Annotated in this window: 15 protein-coding genes; 7 read left to right on the top strand and 8 right to left on the bottom strand. The window is 35.1% G+C overall.

The features are described 5' to 3' along the window. Positions 1–9: 9 nt before the first annotated feature. Both JML65_RS19150 and JML65_RS19145 read right to left on the bottom strand, forming a co-directional pair. On the bottom strand, positions 10–243 hold the full coding sequence (locus tag JML65_RS19150; RefSeq protein WP_047489996.1) for a hypothetical protein: 234 nt from the start codon (positions 241–243) through the stop codon (positions 10–12). 10 nt (positions 244–253) lie between these two features. After that, complete coding sequence (locus tag JML65_RS19145) at positions 254–994, bottom strand: prolipoprotein diacylglyceryl transferase (RefSeq protein ID WP_202271747.1); 741 nt, start codon at positions 992–994, stop codon at positions 254–256. 61 nt (positions 995–1055) lie between these two features. Here JML65_RS19145 and JML65_RS19140 point away from each other — a divergent pair, with 61 nt between their 5' ends. Continuing rightward, the gene (locus JML65_RS19140; RefSeq protein ID WP_202271746.1) at positions 1056–2096 is read left to right on the top strand and encodes a GMP reductase; all 1041 of its coding nucleotides are present in this window, start codon (positions 1056–1058) and stop codon (positions 2094–2096) included. 79 nt (positions 2097–2175) lie between these two features. On the opposite strand, the gene fabG is transcribed toward JML65_RS19140, so the two are convergent. The 4 genes from fabG to JML65_RS19120 all read right to left on the bottom strand — a co-directional run bounded on the left by fabG (position 2176) and on the right by JML65_RS19120 (position 6761). Further along, positions 2176–2919 (bottom strand): 3-oxoacyl-[acyl-carrier-protein] reductase, encoded by a 744-nt coding sequence (gene fabG, locus JML65_RS19135; RefSeq protein WP_047489987.1) that lies wholly within the window; start codon positions 2917–2919, stop codon positions 2176–2178. 171 nt (positions 2920–3090) lie between these two features. Continuing rightward, positions 3091–4602, bottom strand: coding sequence for a WG repeat-containing protein (locus JML65_RS19130; RefSeq protein ID WP_202271745.1), 1512 nt, complete (start codon positions 4600–4602; stop codon positions 3091–3093). After that, on the bottom strand, positions 4603–5277 hold the full coding sequence (gene rsmI, locus JML65_RS19125) for a 16S rRNA (cytidine(1402)-2'-O)-methyltransferase (protein WP_047489981.1): 675 nt from the start codon (positions 5275–5277) through the stop codon (positions 4603–4605). A gap of 2 nt (positions 5278–5279) precedes the next feature. Next, positions 5280–6761: a hypothetical protein gene (locus JML65_RS19120; protein WP_202271744.1), complete on the bottom strand. Its 1482-nt coding sequence runs from the start codon at positions 6759–6761 to the stop codon at positions 5280–5282. Positions 6762–6822: 61 nt separating this feature from the next. Here JML65_RS19120 and JML65_RS19115 point away from each other — a divergent pair, with 61 nt between their 5' ends. The 6 genes from JML65_RS19115 (at position 6823) to JML65_RS19090 (ending at position 15458) form a co-directional block, all read left to right on the top strand. After that, entirely contained in the window at positions 6823–7422 is a 600-nt protein-coding gene (locus JML65_RS19115; protein ID WP_047489976.1) for a thymidine kinase, read from the top strand. A 58-nt stretch (positions 7423–7480) separates the two neighbouring features. Further along, entirely contained in the window at positions 7481–9928 is a 2448-nt protein-coding gene (locus tag JML65_RS19110; RefSeq protein WP_202271743.1) for a bifunctional UDP-N-acetylmuramoyl-tripeptide:D-alanyl-D-alanine ligase/alanine racemase, read from the top strand. 2 nt (positions 9929–9930) lie between these two features. Continuing rightward, a complete protein-coding gene (locus tag JML65_RS19105; RefSeq protein WP_202271742.1) occupies positions 9931–12087 on the top strand; it encodes a patatin-like phospholipase family protein in 2157 nt (718 codons plus the stop codon). Between the two features lie 4 nt (positions 12088–12091). After that, entirely contained in the window at positions 12092–12511 is a 420-nt protein-coding gene (gene ybeY / locus JML65_RS19100) for an rRNA maturation RNase YbeY (protein WP_047489968.1), read from the top strand. Between the two features lie 147 nt (positions 12512–12658). Continuing rightward, positions 12659–14521, top strand: coding sequence for a tRNA uridine-5-carboxymethylaminomethyl(34) synthesis enzyme MnmG (gene mnmG / locus JML65_RS19095; protein WP_047489963.1), 1863 nt, complete (start codon positions 12659–12661; stop codon positions 14519–14521). A 115-nt stretch (positions 14522–14636) separates the two neighbouring features. Next, positions 14637–15458, top strand: a complete 822-nt coding sequence (locus tag JML65_RS19090; RefSeq protein WP_202271741.1) for a class I SAM-dependent methyltransferase — start codon at positions 14637–14639, stop codon at positions 15456–15458. Positions 15459–15740: 282 nt separating this feature from the next. Here the strand turns inward: JML65_RS19090 and JML65_RS19085 are convergent, their stop codons facing one another. Next, positions 15741–17639, bottom strand: coding sequence for a hypothetical protein (locus JML65_RS19085; RefSeq protein WP_202271740.1), 1899 nt, complete (start codon positions 17637–17639; stop codon positions 15741–15743). Between the two features lie 604 nt (positions 17640–18243). Next, positions 18244–19434, bottom strand: coding sequence for a phosphoglycerate kinase (locus JML65_RS19080; RefSeq protein WP_202271739.1), 1191 nt, complete (start codon positions 19432–19434; stop codon positions 18244–18246). Positions 19435–19702 lie beyond the last annotated feature (268 nt).

Genomic DNA, 19702 nt, shown 5'->3' with positions numbered 1-19702 from the left:
AATATTATTTTAAAGGCCTCCACAAATATATCCGCTAATCAAACCGCAGATTAAAATACAGATTACCATCGTTTGTATAAATTGTTTTTTACTGAACTTTCTGTCTCCTTTCCATTCATAGATTACTTTCGTAATGAAAGCGACTACCAGAGAAATTAACAAAGCGCCCAAAATAATCAGTCCAATGATCATTACGACTACGCCGGCCAGGTTGCCCACTTCTAAAATTGTTAAAGATTTCATCGTGAATATTTTAATATAAGGATTTGGTATTTTTAATAGTATAAATGTAATAAATAATTACACAAATACATACAATCTGTATAGTCCCTAAATTACCGGCAATTTCTATTCTTGGCTTAATGAAATCCAAAAAGAGTCTGAAAGTAAAATAGCTGAGCATAAATACCTGAAAAATAAATCCTGAGGAGTGGTTTTTCACCCGCTGGATATAACGTAAAGCAATCCATAAAATAAATAGAAATGCGATCTCATAAAGCGCTACAGGATGTCTTAAATATTGGTCTCCCAGATGCATTCCAAAGATTGAATCGGTAGGAATTCCATAGGTTTCTTCATGAATTCCCGTAAGAAAACAACCGACTCTTCCGATCATTATGGCAAGCATTAAAGGAAAAACGATTAAATCTCCGGTACTTTCTGTATGTTTCACTATTTTTTTCGCCAGCTCCACTCCAATTAACCCAAAAGCCAGGCCGCCCACAATCGTATTGTTAGACCAAAATCTTTTAAGGCTGAAATTTTCGAATAGTGTATAAGGGTTTTCAAGGTTTCCAATCAGTTTTGAACCTATTAAAGCTCCGGCTGTGGCTCCTATTAATACAGCAGCGGAAGTATTGAAACTAAGCTTCTCTTTCGACTTCCTTTTAAGGTAAAAATAATACCGCATACCCAAGAACATCCCAATTGTTTCAAAAATAGGATGTGCCAGAATTGTTGTTCCGAAAATATGGAAAGTTACAGGAAAATCCATTGCTTCAAAAATAATCTATTTGAGATTATTTACTACCTTTATTCTGACAAATAATTATAAAATGCGTATAGAATATGAAATAAAACTGGGATTCAAGGATGTAATGTTCCGTCCCAAACGTTCTACTCTAAAATCCCGGTCAGAAGTTGATCTGGAAAGAGAATTTATTTTCAGACATTCTCAAAAGAAATGGAGCGGGGTCCCTGTCATTGCAGCTAATATGGATACGGTTGGTACTTTTGAAATGGCTGTAGAACTGGCAAAAGAAAAAATAATTACAGCTATCCATAAACACTATACCGTGGAAGAATGGAGTGAATTTCTTCAAAGCCAGCCTGAAAGTATTTATCAGTATATCGCTTTAAGTACCGGTACAGGAAAAGCTGATGAAGAAAAAATCAGACAGATCCTTGAAAAGCATCCAAAAATCGAGTTTCTCTGCATTGATGTAGCCAATGGTTATTCGGAGCATTTCGTGGGATTTGTGAAGAAAGCAAGGGCGAATTTTCCGGATAAAATTATTATAGCTGGAAATGTAGTAACCGGAGAGATGGTAGAAGAGCTTCTTTTGGTAGGAGCAGATATCATTAAAGTAGGAATAGGCCCCGGATCAGTTTGTACCACCCGGGTGAAAACAGGGGTAGGATATCCTCAACTTTCAGCGGTCATTGAATGTGCAGATGCTGCTCATGGTTTAGGAGGCCACATTATAGCAGACGGAGGCTGTAAGGTTCCCGGAGACGTAGCCAAAGCATTTGGGGGCGGAGCAGATTTTGTGATGTTGGGAGGAATGTTCGCCGGACATGATGAAAGCGGAGGCGAAATGGTAGAGGAAAATGGTAAAAAATACCGTTTTTTTTATGGGATGAGCTCAAAAACAGCTATGGATAAACATTCCGGAGGCGTAGCAGAATACCGTGCTTCTGAGGGAAAGACCGTAAAAGTTGCTTACAAAGGTCCTGTATCAGAAACCGTGAAAGATATTTTAGGCGGGGTAAGATCTACCTGTACTTATGTAGGAGCTTCCAAGCTTAAACAGCTTTCCAAAAGAACTACTTTTATTAGAGTTCAGGAACAGGAAAATCAAATCTTTAAAGACTAATATTGATTATTTTAATCTGCTGAATGAGCAGCGATAAGAATAAAAAAAAGGCTGTACGGAATGTACAGCCTTTTATATTTTAAGTTAACATTCCTCCGTCAACGTTCAATGTCTGTCCTGATATATAAGAAGCCATTTCACTTCCTAAAAATACACAGGCATTAGCAACATCTGCAGGCTGTCCTCCTCTTTTCATAGGGATACCCTCTCTCCACTCCTGAACTATTTTCTCATCTAAAACAGCTGTCATTTCCGTTTCAATGAATCCTGGAGCAATAGCATTACATCTGATATTTCTGGATCCCAGTTCCAGGGCAACAGATTTGGTGAATCCAATTACACCGGCTTTAGAAGCCGCGTAGTTTGCCTGTCCTGCATGTCCTTTAATTCCGACTACAGAAGTCATATTGATAATAGATCCTGATCTGGCCTTCATCATCGGCTTGATTACCGCTTTTGTAAGGTTGAAAACTGAATCTAAATTTACTCTCAATACCTGATCCCAATCTTCTTTAGACATTCTCAATAGCAGGTTATCTTTTGTAATCCCTGCATTGTTTATCAAAATATCAATTTGCCCAAACTCCTTCATTACATCATCTACCAATTGCTGAGCAGCATCATAATCCGATGCATCAGACTGATATCCTTTAATTTGGGTTACAGAACTTAAAGATGCTTCTAATTCTTTAGCTTTGTCTACAGAGCCGGCATAAGTAAATGCTATTTTTGCACCATGTTGTGCAAATACTTCAGCAATCCCTTTCCCGATTCCTCTTGTAGCTCCGGTAATTAGTGCTACTTTTCCTTCTAATAGTTTCATATTTATTGACAATTATTTTCTTTATAACTCATTCAGCTTATGAATGCTGACTCATTTTCGATCTATAATTCTTTTCCAGAATTAAACGGTTTGCAAAGATATTATAAATTGTCATGCAACGCATTCAAATCATTAAATTACTGATTTTTTTTATCAATTTTCACTTTTTTATTAAAGTTGAGAGGCCACATTTCTGAACCTTGTAAAATAAATAAAGTCGGATTTTTTGTTTTTATCCAGCCTTAATACTTCTTTTTCCCAAAAATACGCATCATAAATAATCTCTTTCAGAGGCTCATTTTGGAAATTCAGAACACCATATCTGCCATCTTTCTTTACTACAATTTCATTTTCATAGTTTTCAAATACTACGATGTCTTCATATACAAAAGGAACAATTTCTTTTCCTGCTTCGTCTAAAATACCAAACAGATTATCTTTATTTTTGCATACCAACGGTTTTGAATATTGATTAAGGAGATTAAAATAATCTGTATCCAAGCTTTTGATCATGGTAATACCCTGTAACTCTGTCAACGAGCGATTTCCCAATGAAAACCGGTAGTACTTATCCTGATTTCTGATCATTAAACTATTAGGATAAAAACCAAGGACCTGATCCCCATCATGCAGCATATTCTTAAGATCTTTGTCCAACAGCTTTTCTTCATTTTCTTTCTTAAGATAAATAAAGTCTTTTCCTGAGATGACAAAGCTTTTGATAAAATCGTATTCCTGAGGGATAATTATATTGCCTTCTACATCAACGATTCCTGATTTCTTTGATTGATCATTGTACACATTGAAAAGACGGTCAAACAAAGGAGTCAGATACCTGAAACTGCTGGGATAAAGCTTCTGGTCTTTCTTATAAAAAACAGTTGTTTTATTGCTTTTTTTAAGATAGATATATTCTTTTTTGCCAAAATATTCAGGAGTAATATCAGAGAAAATCTCTTCAGCAATGGTATTTTCATCGAGATCGATTAACCCATATTTTCCTGTGTTTTTGTTCTTTGTAATAAGATAGGGATATGCATTAATATCTACTATATTCTTTGAAAACCGATGGAGTGTATTTCCATTTAATCCAATAATTTCACTCTGCCCTTCTTCATTAACAATCAAAGCTTTATCCTCTTCAAAGTGATAATCTTCTCTGAATTCCCTTTCAGTGACCTGCCTGCCATTAAAATCGTAAAGCAGCCATTTTTTATTTTGTAAAACAAAGAACCTGTTCTTGGCAACAAATCTTATTTTATCAGAATAAGGAATAATCTGTTTCCCATTATAATCATAAACTGCCTCTTTATCTTGTCTGGAAGAAATAATCCGCTCTTTGCTGAACCACGGCGTATTAAACTCCTGTTCATCCAAAGAAATCAGCTCATTTCCTTTTTCATCAATGATTCCTGATCTAGCTCTGCTTCCTTCTTCAGACCTAAGCACAAATCTGTTTTTGAAAATATGATAAATACTGCCTCTGTAAGGAGATTCAAATGTAATTTTCCCCAATGAATCTACAATTCCCTGTTTCCGGGTAGCAGCATCATATACCGTTCCGTATCCTTCTGTATAGGAGCTGACTTCTTTCCCAATCTTTTTTGATAAAAGGACTTTAGTGTACTGATGAGACTGTGCTGCACAGATAGTGGAGCACAATACGAAAACTAATTTTTTCAATTAAATAGAATTATTGACGATAAGAACGATCTCCCCCTTTAAAGTTTTACTCTTGGAAAATTCAATTAATTCATTGATAGTTCCCCTTTTAGTTTCTTCAAATTTTTTAGAAATCTCCCGGCTTAAGCTTGCTTTGGTCTCTTCTCCAAAGAATTCTTTGATCTGTTCCAAAGTAGTATTGATCTTGTGAGGACTCTCATACAGGACGATAGTTTTCTTTTCTTCAGCCAGCTGCTTAAGCTTTGTTTGCCTTCCTTTTTTCTGGGGCAAAAATCCTGCAAATAGAAATTCATTATTGGGAAGTCCCGAAACCACCAAAGCAGGAATAAGAGCCGTAGCTCCCGGCAGACAGATCATTTCTAAACCATTATCAGCTCCGGCTTTTGCCAGTAAATAACCGGGATCTGAAATTCCCGGAGTTCCCGCATCTGTAATAATGGCGATATTCTGACCGCTTTTAAGGTCCGCAATCACTTTTTCAGTTGCCTGATGCTCATTATGCAAATGATAAGATTTCAAAGGTTTTGAGATCTCAAAATGTTTTAAAAGAACACCAGAAGTCCTGGTATCTTCACATAAAATATAATCAACTTCTTTCAAAACATTCACTGCTCTGAAAGTCATATCTTCCAAATTTCCTACAGGCGTAGGAACAAAATATAAGATTCCGCTCAAAATTATAAGAATTTATTTTCCACCAATATCCAAAGCCTCTGAGCATATTCATCCACTTTACTCCATTTTCTGGCATAATAAAGATCACTCAGATATTCCTTTGCTTCTTCAATGCTTCTAAACTGGTTGAGCTGGGCTACCGTTTCATTAAGATCCGCCTGACTTCCATCAAACAGCATCTTTGAAAAAGCAATCCTGTCATTCAAATCCAGTTTGAATTCGGGTTTTTGCTTGTCAGCTTCCATAAAGTTGGTAGGAATATTGGATTTCAAAATGCTTCCTGTTTCCTCCTTCACTACCGGAGCCTGATTTTCCTTGGGAATTTCTCTTTCCAAAGGATCATCGTCAAAAAGAGACTGAACTGCTTTTAGTCCTTTGATATTGGCTAATTTTATTTTTTTCTCCTGATGATATGCATCCAAATTTTCAAAACTTTCATCAGAAGGATGTTTTTCTGTTTCTTCCGGAACAGGTTTATCTATTTCAACAATTTTTCTTCTGTCATATACTTCTGCAAGCACCCGTTCTTCTTTTTCTTCTTCAGGAGTTTCGTTTTTTATCTCACTTAGGATATTTTCTACATTCGAAGTTTCGGTAGCCATTTCTCCCTGCTCTATTGAAGTCGTTGGAGCAATAAACTCTTCCTCAGTTTCTTCAATCAATATTTCATCTTCCAGTGTTTCGGTATCAAAAATACTTGGGATTCTTTCTGTAGGTACTCTGGATTCCTCCACAAATACTTCATCCCTAGGCTTTTCTTCCTGTTGAGCTTCCTCTTCTTCAGAACTTTCTATTTCATTCAGCTCATTATTAAACCGTACTTCTTCTTCTGTAATATTTTCATTAAAGACACTATCATCAATATCTTCATCATAGTCCGGGACAGCATCAGCAAGTACTTTTTCTTCATCTATAAAACTTAACACAGCTGCTTCACTTCCCGAAATTTCGTTCTCGTCAATTTCGTTCAGTTGATTGTTAAAAACAGCTTCTTCCTCGGTTACTCCATGCTGAGAGTTATCCTGCTGATAGGTTTCTGTTTTTTTGTATTCATAGCTTTCATCAACAAAGCTGATGATATTTTCATGGAATTCATTTTCCATGATTTCATTCAGCTGATTATTGAACAATGCTTCTTCATCAATTGCAGCTGCAAAGCTATCATTTTCATTTTCATCAATCTCATTCAGTTCATTATTAAAAATAGCTTCTTCTTCTGTTACTTCATTCCCGGAATCATGAGATTCCAGATCTCCGGAAGCAAAAGAATGATGCTTATTTTCGAAATGGTGAACAGGATCTTCAGTAATGAAATATTCTATATTTTTTTCTACTAATTTCAAAAAAGAAATCCTGTTAGCAAGCTCATCTACAAGATCTTGCTTGGAAAGTAATTCGTCTACGTTATTTATTTTGTCCAGATTATCAATGATATTCTTGGATTCAAAAAAAATTTTTTCCTTTAAATCTTGGATATTCTGCATAATAAGATTCTTATTAAAATTGCTTACTTTTGATGTTAAAAATATACGGCTAATTTAACAAATGTTTTTAGAAAATACAATTAATCATTCCAAACAAAGCGGTTGGATGGAAGTTATCTGTGGCTCTATGTTTTCCGGTAAAACTGAGGAATTAATCCGAAGATTACGGAGAGCAGAAATGGCGGGACAGAATGTAGAAATTTTTAAACCGAAACTGGACGTCCGGTATTCTGAAGATGATGTAGTATCCCATAATCAGAATAAAATACGAAGTACAGCAGTAGAAAATCCCAATGAAATTCTTTTGTTGGCTTCCAACTGTGATGTGGTAGGAATAGATGAAGCTCAGTTTTTTGATGAAAGCATTGTAGAGATTGCCAATCAGCTTGCCAATAGTGGCATAAGAGTAGTTATTGCAGGGTTGGATATGGACTTCCTGGGGCGTCCCTTTGGTCCTATGCCCAATTTGATGGCTACTGCAGAGTATGTAACAAAAGTGCATGCTATTTGTAAGAGAACAGGTAATCTTGCCAATTATTCCATGAGAATTTCTCAGGGAAATAATCTGGTGGAATTGGGTGAAACAGAAAGTTATGAAGCAGTAAGCCGCCGTGTTTTTATGGATGAAGTGCTTGCAAAGAAAAATAATCTAAAAAACTGACAGGCAGGTTTTAAAATAAACAAATTTGCCTTTACATAAATAAGCAGAAAGGGTACCAATGAACTATACAGTACAACAAATTGCAGCAATCACCAATGCACAGGTTATTGGAGATGGAGATTTAATGATCAAAAATATAGCTTTTGACAGCAGAATTATATATTCTACAAAGAATACTGCTTTTATTGCTATAAATACCCATAAAAACTCCGGTGAAAAATTTATTGAATCTGCGATAGACAGGGGGATCCAGGTAATTATTTCTGAACATCAGTATCCGCAGTTTGAAAACATAACCTGGATTATTGTTGAGAATTCTGTGGATTTTCTTCAAAAGCTGGCAAAATATCATTTCGAACATTCCCATTTGCAATCCATCGGAATTACGGGAAGTAACGGAAAAACTATTTTAAAAGAATGGCTTTACCAATGCCTGTGGAATGAATTTCCAACGGTAAAAAGCCCTAAAAGTTTTAATTCGCAAATTGGCCTTCCTCTTTCTCTTCTTCAAATCAATACTTCCCATACACTAGGGATTTTTGAAGTGGGAATTTCCCAACCGGACGAAATGGAAAATTTAGAAAATATTTTTCATCCTCAAATCGGATTGTTAACCCATATAGGAACAGCACATGCAGCCAACTTTTCTTCGGAAGAAGAACTGATTGATGAAAAGATCAAACTTTTTAAAGATTCTCAGGTGATCATTTATAATGGTGACCATTCTTTAGTAAGCAAAAAAATAAAAGACCTGTACTCAGATAAAAAATTAATCTCTTACGGATTAAAAAAAGAAAACCAGGTCTTCATTAAAAATAATATTTCGAAAGGTGAGAACATCATCGTTGAATATTTTGGGCAAGAAATCAGTTTTCCGGCCCATCAAAGAGACGAAGCCACGTTAACCAATGCTCTGGCGCTTATCACGGTCCTAAAGGAACTCCATGTCGAAAATCAAAAGATCGTCGAAAAAATCAACACTTTAAAGGCCGTTGAAATGAGGCTTGAAGCCATTGAAGGAATTAAAGGCAATATCGTGATCAATGATTCTTTCAATCTGGATCTGGATTCCCTGAAGACTGCTCTGCAGTTTTTAAAAGAATACAATAAGCCTAAGAAATCTTTGGTTCTGACAGATATTGTAGGGGTTAATACCAATTCACAGGAATTGTATGAAGAAGTTTCAGAACTGGTTAATGAGCAGCATTTCGATTCTGTATTCTTAATCGGCGATGAAATATCAAAGTTCAGTGAATTATTTAAATCTAAAACATATACTTTCATAGACACTAAAGAACTAATTGAAAGTAAACACCTTACAGAATTAGAAAATCAGATTATCCTTTTAAAAGGAGCCAGAAAATTTGAAATTGAGAGGCTTAAAGATATCCTTGAACTGAGAAAACATGATACCGTTTTAGAAATTAACCTGAACGCAATTCTTCATAATATCAATTATCATAAATCTCTGCTGAAACCGGGAACTAAAATGATGGCCATGGTAAAAGCCAATGCTTATGGCCTGGGAAGCTATGAAATTTCAGAATTTTTACAGCATCACCATATTGATTATTTAGGAGTAGCCTTTGCCGATGAAGGTGCGGAGCTCCGAAAAAAAGGAATTACCACTCCCATCGTGGTTATGAATCCTGAACAGCACAGCTATCAGACTATTATAGATTATAATCTGGAACCTGAGATTTACAGTTTCAGGGTTTTGGATCTTTTCTATGAAGCGGTTCAGAAGTCCGGGTATGATCAGAAATATCCCATTCATATCAAACTGGAAACAGGAATGCACCGTTTGGGATTTAAAGATTTTGAACTGGATCAGCTAAGCGAAACCTTAGACCACAAAAATCTTAAAGTTCAAAGTATGTTCAGCCATTTATCTTCTTCTGATGTACCGGAAGAAAAAGAATTTACCCTGAATCAGCTAGAAACTTTTGAAAAAAATTCAAGCTATTTAATAGAAAAGCTAGGCTACACCCCTATCCGTCATATTCTAAATTCGTCCGGCATAACATGCTATACCAACTATCAGTATAATATGGTAAGAATTGGAATTGGAATGCTGGGTGAGTCACCAAGTAGTGAAATACAAAAACAACTGCAGTCTGTGGTAAGTTTTAAAACGGTGATTTCACAGATATCATTGGTAGAAAACGGTGAATCTGTAGGCTACAGCAGAAAATACAAAACAGATCATCAGACCCGTATTGCTACTATTCCGGTAGGCTATGCTGACGGTATTCCCAGATTAATAGGAAATCAAATCGGAAAATTGGGAGTTCATAAAACTCTTGCCCCTATTGTTGGAAATATCTGTATGGATATGATGATGCTCAACGTAGATAATATTCCTAATGTAAAGGAAGGAGATACTGTCACTATTTTCAATGCTTACCCTAGCTTAAAAGAATTCGCAGCCTACTGCAAAACTATTACCTATGAAGTATTAACCTCCATTTCCCCTCGGGTGAAACGGATTTATATTAAAGATTAACTATGAGAAAACTCCTGATCATTCTCTTCGTATTCCAATTACTTTTAATCCAGTCACAAGTAAAAAAGGATTTGGTAATTCCCAAAAACCCAAGAATAGGACTATCGCTGGCCGGTGGTGGTGCCAAAGGTTTTTCACATGTTGGAGTACTTAAAGTTTTAGATTCACTGGGAGTCAAAGTAGATTACATTGGCGGAACGAGTATGGGAGCCATTGTCGGAGGTCTTTATGCTGCCGGATATTCCGGAAAGGAAATAGAAAAAATTGTCATGGATACTGATTTCTATTCTCTGATTATGGATCCTAAATCCCGACAGGAATCTACATTTTTCAATAAATCTGTTGACAAATATCTACTATCTATTCCATTAAAAAATGGAAAAATCACACTTCCTTCTTCTATAAGTACAGGTCAAAGGAACGTCTATCTCCTTAAAGAGCTTTTCAAAAATGTTTCGAACATCGATGATTTTTCCAAGCTCCCTATCCCCTTCTTTTGTGTAGCCACCAATCTGGAAAGTGGAAATATGCAGATCTTTGAAAAAGGAGACCTTGTACAGTCTATTATGGCAAGTTCAGCATTTCCTTCTTTAATGGATCCTGTAAAGATAGGTGACAGTATTTATATTGATGGCGCTATGACTGTCAATTATCCTTCAAAACCTTTAAAGGACAAAGGGATCGATATCGTCATTGGAGTGGACCTTAACCAGGATCTTTCAAAAAGAGAAGATTTAAACAATATTATTTCGATTCTCAACCAGGTGATCGACTTCGGAATAAAAAGAGATACAAGAAAGCAATATAAATATACCGATATAAACATCAAGCCGGACTTAAAAGGAATGACTGCTACCAGCTATGATGAGAAAAAAAAGATTCTTGATAGCGGCTATGTAGAGGGAATGAAATATGTCAATGTGCTGGATCAATTACCCAAACGTTCTTTTGACCGCCTAAGACAACGTGTAAACCCAATATATTCCAATGTCTATAAAATAGATAGCCTGGCCATAGAAGGAGGTAAAATATATGGTAAAAACTATGTTTTAGGGAAACTGGGACTGCGTCTCCCCTCTTTACAAACATACGGGAATATCAACCGGATGATTGATAAACTTGTGGCTACTAACAACTACAGATTTATCAACTATGATATCATTCAGCAGAATAATGCCAATTATCTCAAGCTATATGTTACCGAAGATGATGCACGGCATTTTGTAAAATTCGGACTCCATTATGATGAAATTTTCAAAACAGGACTTCTTTTAAACTATTCAGCAAAGAGACTTTTATTTAAAAATTCCAACCTTTCAGTAGATGTGGTTGTTGGGGATAAGCTCAGATATTATCTCAATTATTTTATTGATAACGGATATATTCCCGGATTTGGTATTTATTCTTCGGGAATGAGTTTTGATCTTAAAAACACCGACAATAATATTGTAGATAAATGGGAATGGATCAGAAATGAAGCCTATATCCAATCGATATGGAAAGATAAATTTGCCATTGGAGGCGGTATAAGCCATGATTACTTCAAAGCTGAACTTAACGGCGAGAACAGGCGTTACAGCCGTTTTTTGAACCCTTATGTGTTTTTAAAGACCGATACCCAGGATGACAAAGAATTCCCTACAAAAGGGGTCTATTTCGCAGCCGAAGGAAAGGTCGTAGATCTGTTAAAATCCGAAGTTGAAAAGAGAATTATCCAGATAAAAGCAGATTTAAGAATTAATATTCCGTTAGGAAAACAGTTTACTTATCGTCTTAATCTTTTTGGAGGACTTACTATTGGGGAAAATCTTCCTCAGTATTATCAGTACAGACTTGGCGGAATTTTTGAACAGAATATCATCAATTTCAAAAGTTTTGGAGGGTTTTACTTTGCACAGCTTCATACCAACAATGTCATTTTAGCATCTAATGATATCCAGTTTAAGTTCAACAAAAACTATTTTATCAGTGGAAATTTCAGCTTTGCCAATCTTTCTAATGATATCAAATTTGAAGATGCAGTTAAAGTGAATTTTAGCTCACTGGGAATAACGGCAGGATATAAATCTCCTTTCGGCCAGATTAAAGTAAACTTTAGCCACTCACTTAAAAATAATCAAAAAGGCATATTCAGTGTTATTTTAGGACACTGGTTTTAAAACAATGATACAATTCTTTTACGAAAACTTACCGGAAAGTGTAAGTACGGATTACAAACAATGGCTGGAAGATATTATTCTTTCAGAAGGAAAAAAACAGGGAGAAATCAATTACATTTTTTGTGATGACGAATATCTTCTCAAGATCAATCAGGACTATTTACAGCATGATTATTATACAGATATTATCACTTTTGATTATGTAAAAGGGAAAACAATAAGCGGAGAGATTTTCGTATCTTTGCAACGCATTTCCGACAACTCCTCTACCCTATCCCGAGATTATGAAGAAGAATTAAGAAGGGTTCTTGCCCATGGTATTCTTCATCTTTCAGGGTATAAGGATAAGACTGAGGACGAGGAAAAAGAGATGCGGAGAATGGAAGATCTGTACTTATCCAGATATAACGATTTAAAGAATTAAAATTAAAGAATTACTTAAAGCTATATATCTAAAGTGCTCTATTCTAGCTGTAATATACATTTACCTAGAGTGCATTCTCCAAAAATGTTTCACGTGAAACATTGCTAGTAAGAACAAAGTGTAAAGCTTAAAATAAGCGAGATAAAAATGATTTCAGAAATATATGATGTAATAGTAGTAGGTGCCGGACACGCAGGTTGTGAAGCCGCAGCCGCAGCCGCGAACCTGGGTTCAAAGACCCTACTCGTTACTATGAATATGCAGACCATCGGACAGATGAGTTGCAACCCGGCAATGGGTGGAATCGCAAAAGGACAGATCGTAAGAGAGATTGATGCAATGGGAGGATACTCCGGAATTATAGCAGATAAATCTGCCATTCAATTCAAAATGCTGAATCTTTCAAAAGGTCCTGCTATGTGGTCTCCAAGAACCCAAAATGACAGAATGCTTTTCGCAGAAGAATGGCGATTAGCGTTAGAGAATACTCCCAATCTTGATTTCTTTCAGGATATGGTAAAACAGCTTATTGTAGAAAACAATAAAGTAACAGGAGTGATTACTTCTTTAGGAATAGAAGTAAAAGGAAAATCTGTAGTCTTAACAAACGGAACATTTCTTAACGGATTAATTCACGTTGGTGATAAACAATTAGGCGGAGGAAGAATGGGAGAACCGAGAGCATTTGGTATTACCGAACAACTCGTTTCTTTAGGATTTGAAGCAGGAAGAATGAAGACCGGTACTCCACCAAGAGTAGATGGAAGAAGTTTGGATTATTCTAAAATGGAAGAACAGAAGGGAGATGAAAATCCTCAAAAATTTAGCTATCTTGATACTCCAAAATTAACGAAACAATTGAGCTGTCATATTGTATATACCAATGAAACGGTACACGATATTTTGCGTGAAGGTTTTGACAGAAGTCCAATGTTCAATGGTACGATTCAAAGTTTAGGTCCAAGATACTGTCCAAGTATCGAAGATAAAATCAACCGTTTTGCAGAAAGAAACAGACATCAGCTTTTCGTAGAACCTGAAGGATGGAGAACAGTAGAGATCTACGTAAATGGATTCAGCTCTTCCCTTCCTGAAGATGTTCAGATAAAAGCGATGAAACATATTCCAGGATTTGAAAACGTAAAAGTATTCCGTCCGGGCTATGCTATAGAATATGATTACTTCCCTCCTACCCAATTGAAACATACCTTAGAAACAAAATTAATTGATAATTTATATTTCGCAGGACAAATCAATGGTACTACAGGATATGAAGAGGCAGCAGGCCAAGGGCTGATGGCAGGTATTAATGCACACAATAAAGTTCACGAAAAAGATGAATTCATCCTTAACAGAGATGAAGCTTATATTGGAGTACTAATAGATGATCTGATTACAAAAGGAACTGAAGAACCTTACAGAATGTTTACTTCACGTGCCGAGTACAGACTTCTTTTGAGACAGGACAATGCAGATATCAGATTGACAGAAAAAGCGTATCAATTAGGATTGGCAAAAGAGGAAAGATTAAAGAAAGTAGAAGCTAAAATATCTGATAGTCAGTCACTTGAAGAGTTTTTACGAGAAACTTCTTTGAAACCAGGAATGATTAATCCTATCCTAGAATCTATAGAAAGTAATCCTGTAGATCAGGCTTACAGAGCAGCTCAGATCCTTACCAGACCGAATATGACTCTGCATAAACTTGATGAAATTGAAGCCATCAAGGAGTTCTCTTCTCAATATAGTGACGAAGTAAGAGAGCAGGCGGAGATTAATATCAAATACAGAGGGTATATAGAAAAAGAAAAGGAGAATGTAGCCAAGCTAAACCGACTGGAAAACATTAAAATCCCTGAAGATTTTGATTATTCAAAGCTATCCAGCCTTTCTACAGAAGCCAAACAGAAGATGACTAACGTCCGCCCTAAGACTATAGCGCAAGCTGGAAGAATAAGCGGAGTCTCTCCATCCGATATAAACGTTTTACTGGTATATTTAGGACGTTAAAAAAATAAATGTTTCACGTGAAACATTTAAAAAATTAAAGCTAAAATTAAGGTGTTTAAGAGCGTATTTAAGCTTTTAGATATCTTAATTTTTAAATATAAAGATAACGACTTCAATGAAAATAAAAGATCATTTTCTTTCACAGGAAATATTTGAAATTAAAGAAACACAAACCAAGGGAGTATTTAAAACCACCCCTATCCCATCCCATATTTCCAAATATTATGAAAGCGAAGATTATATTTCCCATCATCAGGATTCCGGAAGTCTGAAAGAAAAATTATATAAATTTCTTCAGTCTTTTAACCTTCAGTATAAAAAAAATATACTGATCGATAGAATCAAAAAAGGATCAAAAGTTTTGGACTACGGATGCGGTGCCGGAGAATTTGTAAAGTATATAGAAAACGATTTTGAAACTTTCGGTTTTGAACCTGATGCTGATGCAAGAAAAGCAGCGGAAAGTAAAATAACCAAAGCCAAAATTCTGGACGATATCAATAAAATTGAAGATCAGAGCCTGGATGCAATTACATTATGGCATGTATTTGAGCATATAGAGAACCAGGATGAAATGCTGAATATATTTCACGGGAAATTAAAAGAAAAAGGTCTTTTAATAATTGCTGTTCCCAACCCTACTTCTTACGATGCAAAACATTATAAAGAATATTGGGCAGCTTATGATGTACCAAGACATATCTATCATTTTTCTAAAAATGGAATGGAAAATTTAATTTCAAAGAAATCAGATTGGAAAATGAGAAAAATAAAACCACTTGTCCTGGATTCATATTATATCTCCATGTTAAGCGAAAAATACAAAAAATCACCCCTTTTTTGGCTAAAAGCAACCTTCTACGGAACGATTTCGAACGTAAAAGCCCTTTTTTCGAACGAATTTTCCAGTTTGATATACATTATCGAAAAAAAGTAGAAAATCGATTTTTGAACTATTTATGAGGGTCAATTTTAAGCCTTTTTACCTAAAAAATAAAAAACTCAGGAAAATTTCCTGAGTTTTTCAATTTATACAAATATCATCTTATCTGATGATTTTCAATTTTTCATTCAAAAAGAGATAAAAAAATTTCCTACCCGTAAGATTTTTTAAAAATGCTTCACTCCTTCAGGAATATTCAATTTTTTCTTTAATGACCTAAAAAAAATAATTACCACTACATTCAAAAAAAAGACCGGAAAATACCGGTCTATAGTTTTATAGATCAACAATCAAATTACTTACGAAATTTGCATTTCCTTGAATAACAAAAATTGTTGTGTTGTCCACTTTAAATTTTACATCTGAAATCACACCCGCTCCAAAAGTATGTGCATTGAAGAAAAGTTCAGGAACCGGATACATCGGCTGAATAGTATACATCGCCCCTACCCTCTTGTGATTACTGGAAAGCACAGGGGTAATTAAAACTGATGCTCCTCCATTGACAACAGGCAAAGGTGTTTTTACCGATGACAAAACATATTGAGCTTTATTAGATGGATCCGCCAAAAATACAGATGAAGGTGTAAATTCAACTTTAGGTTGATTAGAAATATAAATGTTACCTCTGATAGTAGTTGATTGAATAATTGCACTGCTAATATCAATCAAGTTTGTCAGCGCATTACTTCCAAGAACAGTCGAATTATTGGCAATCAAACAATAATTCAATTTTTTAGCTGCTACTGTAACCAATTTAGATGATGAAGTAAAATTATTATTTACAATAGTAATAAAGGAGTACTCATTGAGTTCTGAATTCAATTCATCACGATCCTTATCAAACAGGATTCCCAGGGAATGTCCAATAAAATGATTATCAGAAATCTCTAAAGATTCAGTTCTTGCTAAGATACCCGCTGCATACCTGGAATAATCCCCTTCGGTATAAAGAATGTGTGATACATTATTCTTAACAGTAATACGCTGGCAATCACCACCTTTACCTTGGATAATAAATAAACACTGCCCTCCGTTATACAGCATTTCTCTTCCTGTAACGTGAATATGCTTCAAGTTATTCGAAGTAATAAATACATTTGAAATAGTACAACCCTTATCCGGCCAAAGATACACTCCCGCATTAACGATCTCAGCGATATTATCAGAAATTGAAATATTGGTGATATTTCCTTTTTCTTTTTGAATTCCAGCTACAAAATTCATTCTCGTATAATTGTAAACCTTATTGTTGGAGAATGAAGAATTACTTCCATGAATCTCACAAGCACAACCTACTAATCTCGTTGACTGATTTCCCATAAAGACATTGTCATGAACCGACAAAAAATCCACATTTCCATAGATCGTAGAATGATCATAATTCATCTTTTCATTACTCACCACAAGATTTTCAAAAATACAATTATGAATAGAAACTTTACTTCCGTTTCCAGCCCAACCTGCTCCAATACAATTGGTTAAATCCCCATTCGTCCAGTATAATCCATCTATATCCACATTCGTACAATTCCCTCCTTCAAAACCTATTCTACGTTTATAGGATGTCCTTAACTGAGAAATTCCACCATTGAAATCAATGACTCCCCTACCCTTAAAACTCATATTATAAATAGGCTTAAAAAACTCAGGATCAGCAGCATTGAGACCTGAAAATAGAACAAAGGCTTTATCATCAAAGTACTCACTCAGCTTAATGACACTGTATTCCTCAAATTCAACATCAAGATAAGATCTAAGTTCCAGAATATTAGCATGTGCCCCCCTTAACGCCAAATCATCAGTGTGAGAATCAATAAGATAATGCCCACTGGGAAAGATTAATTTCAGTCCAAGCTTAGAACTAATATCGAAGGCTTTTTGAATAGCCGGCCTTTGATCTGCTGTATAGGAAGACCTAGCTCCGAAACTAGTAACATATACCCTTTTAGTAGAAAAAACGACAGTGTTTACGTAGTAATCATTTCCTCTCGAGCGATAAATAATTTCATCTTCTAGTACTCTACTATCATTTGGAATTAGGAAAGTTTCATCAATCCATGTGCTTACTTTTTGAAAGGTGACACTCTCCCCGGTAAAGCTATCAATAAGCTGAACAAGATTATCATTAGGAGCAGAATTTCCTACTGCAAAAAAATCATTTGTATACATCATAATATTTTAATTTGGTACTACAAATGTATCTCCCGCTGACGCCAAAACTTGACGCAAATAAAAAAAATACCAGAAAAAAATAAGATAATACAAACAAAATTTGCTTAAAAAAGCATAGAAAATAAAAGCAAAACACCCATTTTAAGTTATAACTTTTTATTATAACTATAAGTAATATCTCATAGTCAACCCATGCAAAAATGCTTTGATAAGAATTAAATAAACTTAGAAAAATTCAGGTTTTGAACAGAATATTCAAACAAATATACGCACCGGACAGCAGTTTATTGACTATGGATTTTATTATATTCACTAATTATAACAATATTCAATATATATTTAGTATCGAATCAATTCAATTAGGTATTAACATAATCACAAAAATCAATCTTCATGTATAGAAATAACGTAATAAAATACAACAAGATTACTGCTTTTTTACAGGCCCAATTGTTACTGAAGCACGTTAAAAACATTGAGATTTTAATTTTTTTTGCTCATAAAAATTGCATTAAATTTCAAATTATAGATGAGAAAAAAAATTCTGACACAAAAAAAACCTGCTAATAGAATTAGCAGGTTTTATATTGTAAAATTAAAAAAATTAATTGTTGATTGCAGCTACACCAGGAAGCTCAAGTCCTTCAAGACTTTCAAGCATTGCTCCCCCGCCTGTAGAAACATAACTTACTTTTTCACCGTATCCGAATTGTTTAACAAAAGCAACACTGTCACCTCCACCCACTAAAGAAAAAGCACCTAATTTTGTTGCTTCAGAAATACTGTCACCAAGAGCAACAGTTCCTCCGGCAAAATTTGACATTTCAAAAACACCAATAGGCCCGTTCCATAGGATAGTTCTGGAATTTAAAAGTACATCATTAAACTGATCTCTTGATTTGTGTCCCGCATCAAGTCCCATCCATCCTTCAGGAATAGAATAAATATCAGCTTCTTTTCTTTCAGCATCATTACTGAAACTCTCAGCGATAATAGCATCAGAAGGAAGATATACTTTTACATTATGTTCTTTAGCTTTACCTAATATTTCCAATGCCAATGGAAGCTTATCTTCTTCTACCAGAGAATTTCCGATTTTACCTCCCAACGCTTTAATAAAAGTAAAGGCCATACCTCCACCAATAATCAAATTATCTACTGCAGGAAGGATATTTTCTATAATGGTGATTTTAGTTGAAACTTTAGAACCCCCTAAAATAGCAGTTACCGGTCTTTCTCCACTTTTTAATACTTTGTCAATAGCTTTAAGTTCGTTAGCCATCAATAAACCGAAGAACTTAGTCGAAGGAAAGAATTTTGCAATGACAGCTGTAGAAGCATGAGCTCTGTGCGCCGTTCCAAATGCATCGTTTACATAAGCATCACCCAATTTGGAAAGTTGCTCAGCAAAACTTTCGTCTCCTTTTTCTTCTTCATTATGAAAACGTACATTTTCCAATAATAAGATCTCACCAGGTTTCAATTCTGAAGCAGCTTTCTCAGCTTTCTCACCAATAGATTCATCAACAAATTTAACTTCCTGCCCAAGAACGTTGGAAATTTCACCTATAATATGTTTCAGAGAAAACTCATCTTTCACCTCTCCTTTTGGTCTTCCAAGGTGTGTGATCAAGATGACAGATCCGCCATCGTTAAGAATTTTCTCTACTGTAGGTTTTACCGCAACAATTCTTGTGTTATCCGTTACCTGAAGCTGGTCATCCTGCGGAACATTGAAATCCACTCTTACCAGTGCCTTCTTATCTTTAAAATTGAAATCATTGATTGTTTTCATAAATATCGTTGAATTTTCGTTTCACAAATGTAAGGTTTTAAACTTTTTCAACAGATCCATTGAAATAAAAGTTTTCAAAAACTTTCCCCATCCCCATTCACTCAGTAATCAACAATTTTTTCTCTTATAAAGAAAAGAATAATGTAGTTGTTGTTGAGTGTTGTTAGTTTCGGGGATAAGTTTTAGGCTAAAAGTTTATAACAAATAGCTTTTGTTAAATTCATATTTAACTCACATTATAAATTGCTGTAAACCTGCTAATTCACAC

Source organism: Chryseobacterium sp. KMC2 (assembly GCF_016756935.1).
Classification (GTDB): domain Bacteria; phylum Bacteroidota; class Bacteroidia; order Flavobacteriales; family Weeksellaceae; genus Chryseobacterium; species Chryseobacterium rhizosphaerae.
The sequence above is the reverse complement of the archived record's forward strand: the minus strand, read 5'-3'. Positions and strand labels throughout refer to the sequence as shown.

Bases quoted from the DNA above. Each gene is read 5' to 3' on its own strand.
- JML65_RS19145 (WP_202271747.1), bottom strand. From the start codon at position 994: ATGGATTTTCCTGTAACTTTCCATATTTTCGGAACAACAATTCTGGCA.
- mnmG (WP_047489963.1), top strand. From the start codon at position 12,659: ATGATTTCAGAAATATATGATGTAATAGTAGTAGGTGCCGGACACGCA.
- JML65_RS19085 (WP_202271740.1), bottom strand. From the start codon at position 17,639: ATGATGTATACAAATGATTTTTTTGCAGTAGGAAATTCTGCTCCTAAT.
- JML65_RS19105 (WP_202271742.1), top strand. From the start codon at position 9,931: ATGAGAAAACTCCTGATCATTCTCTTCGTATTCCAATTACTTTTAATC.
- JML65_RS19140 (WP_202271746.1), top strand. From the start codon at position 1,056: ATGCGTATAGAATATGAAATAAAACTGGGATTCAAGGATGTAATGTTC.
- JML65_RS19090 (WP_202271741.1), top strand. From the start codon at position 14,637: ATGAAAATAAAAGATCATTTTCTTTCACAGGAAATATTTGAAATTAAA.
- JML65_RS19150 (WP_047489996.1), bottom strand. From the start codon at position 243: ATGAAATCTTTAACAATTTTAGAAGTGGGCAACCTGGCCGGCGTAGTC.
- JML65_RS19115 (WP_047489976.1), top strand. From the start codon at position 6,823: ATGTTTTTAGAAAATACAATTAATCATTCCAAACAAAGCGGTTGGATG.
- JML65_RS19080 (WP_202271739.1), bottom strand. From the start codon at position 19,434: ATGAAAACAATCAATGATTTCAATTTTAAAGATAAGAAGGCACTGGTA.
- JML65_RS19110 (WP_202271743.1), top strand. From the start codon at position 7,481: ATGAACTATACAGTACAACAAATTGCAGCAATCACCAATGCACAGGTT.
- fabG (WP_047489987.1), bottom strand. From the start codon at position 2,919: ATGAAACTATTAGAAGGAAAAGTAGCACTAATTACCGGAGCTACAAGA.
- ybeY (WP_047489968.1), top strand. From the start codon at position 12,092: ATGATACAATTCTTTTACGAAAACTTACCGGAAAGTGTAAGTACGGAT.
- JML65_RS19120 (WP_202271744.1), bottom strand. From the start codon at position 6,761: ATGCAGAATATCCAAGATTTAAAGGAAAAAATTTTTTTTGAATCCAAG.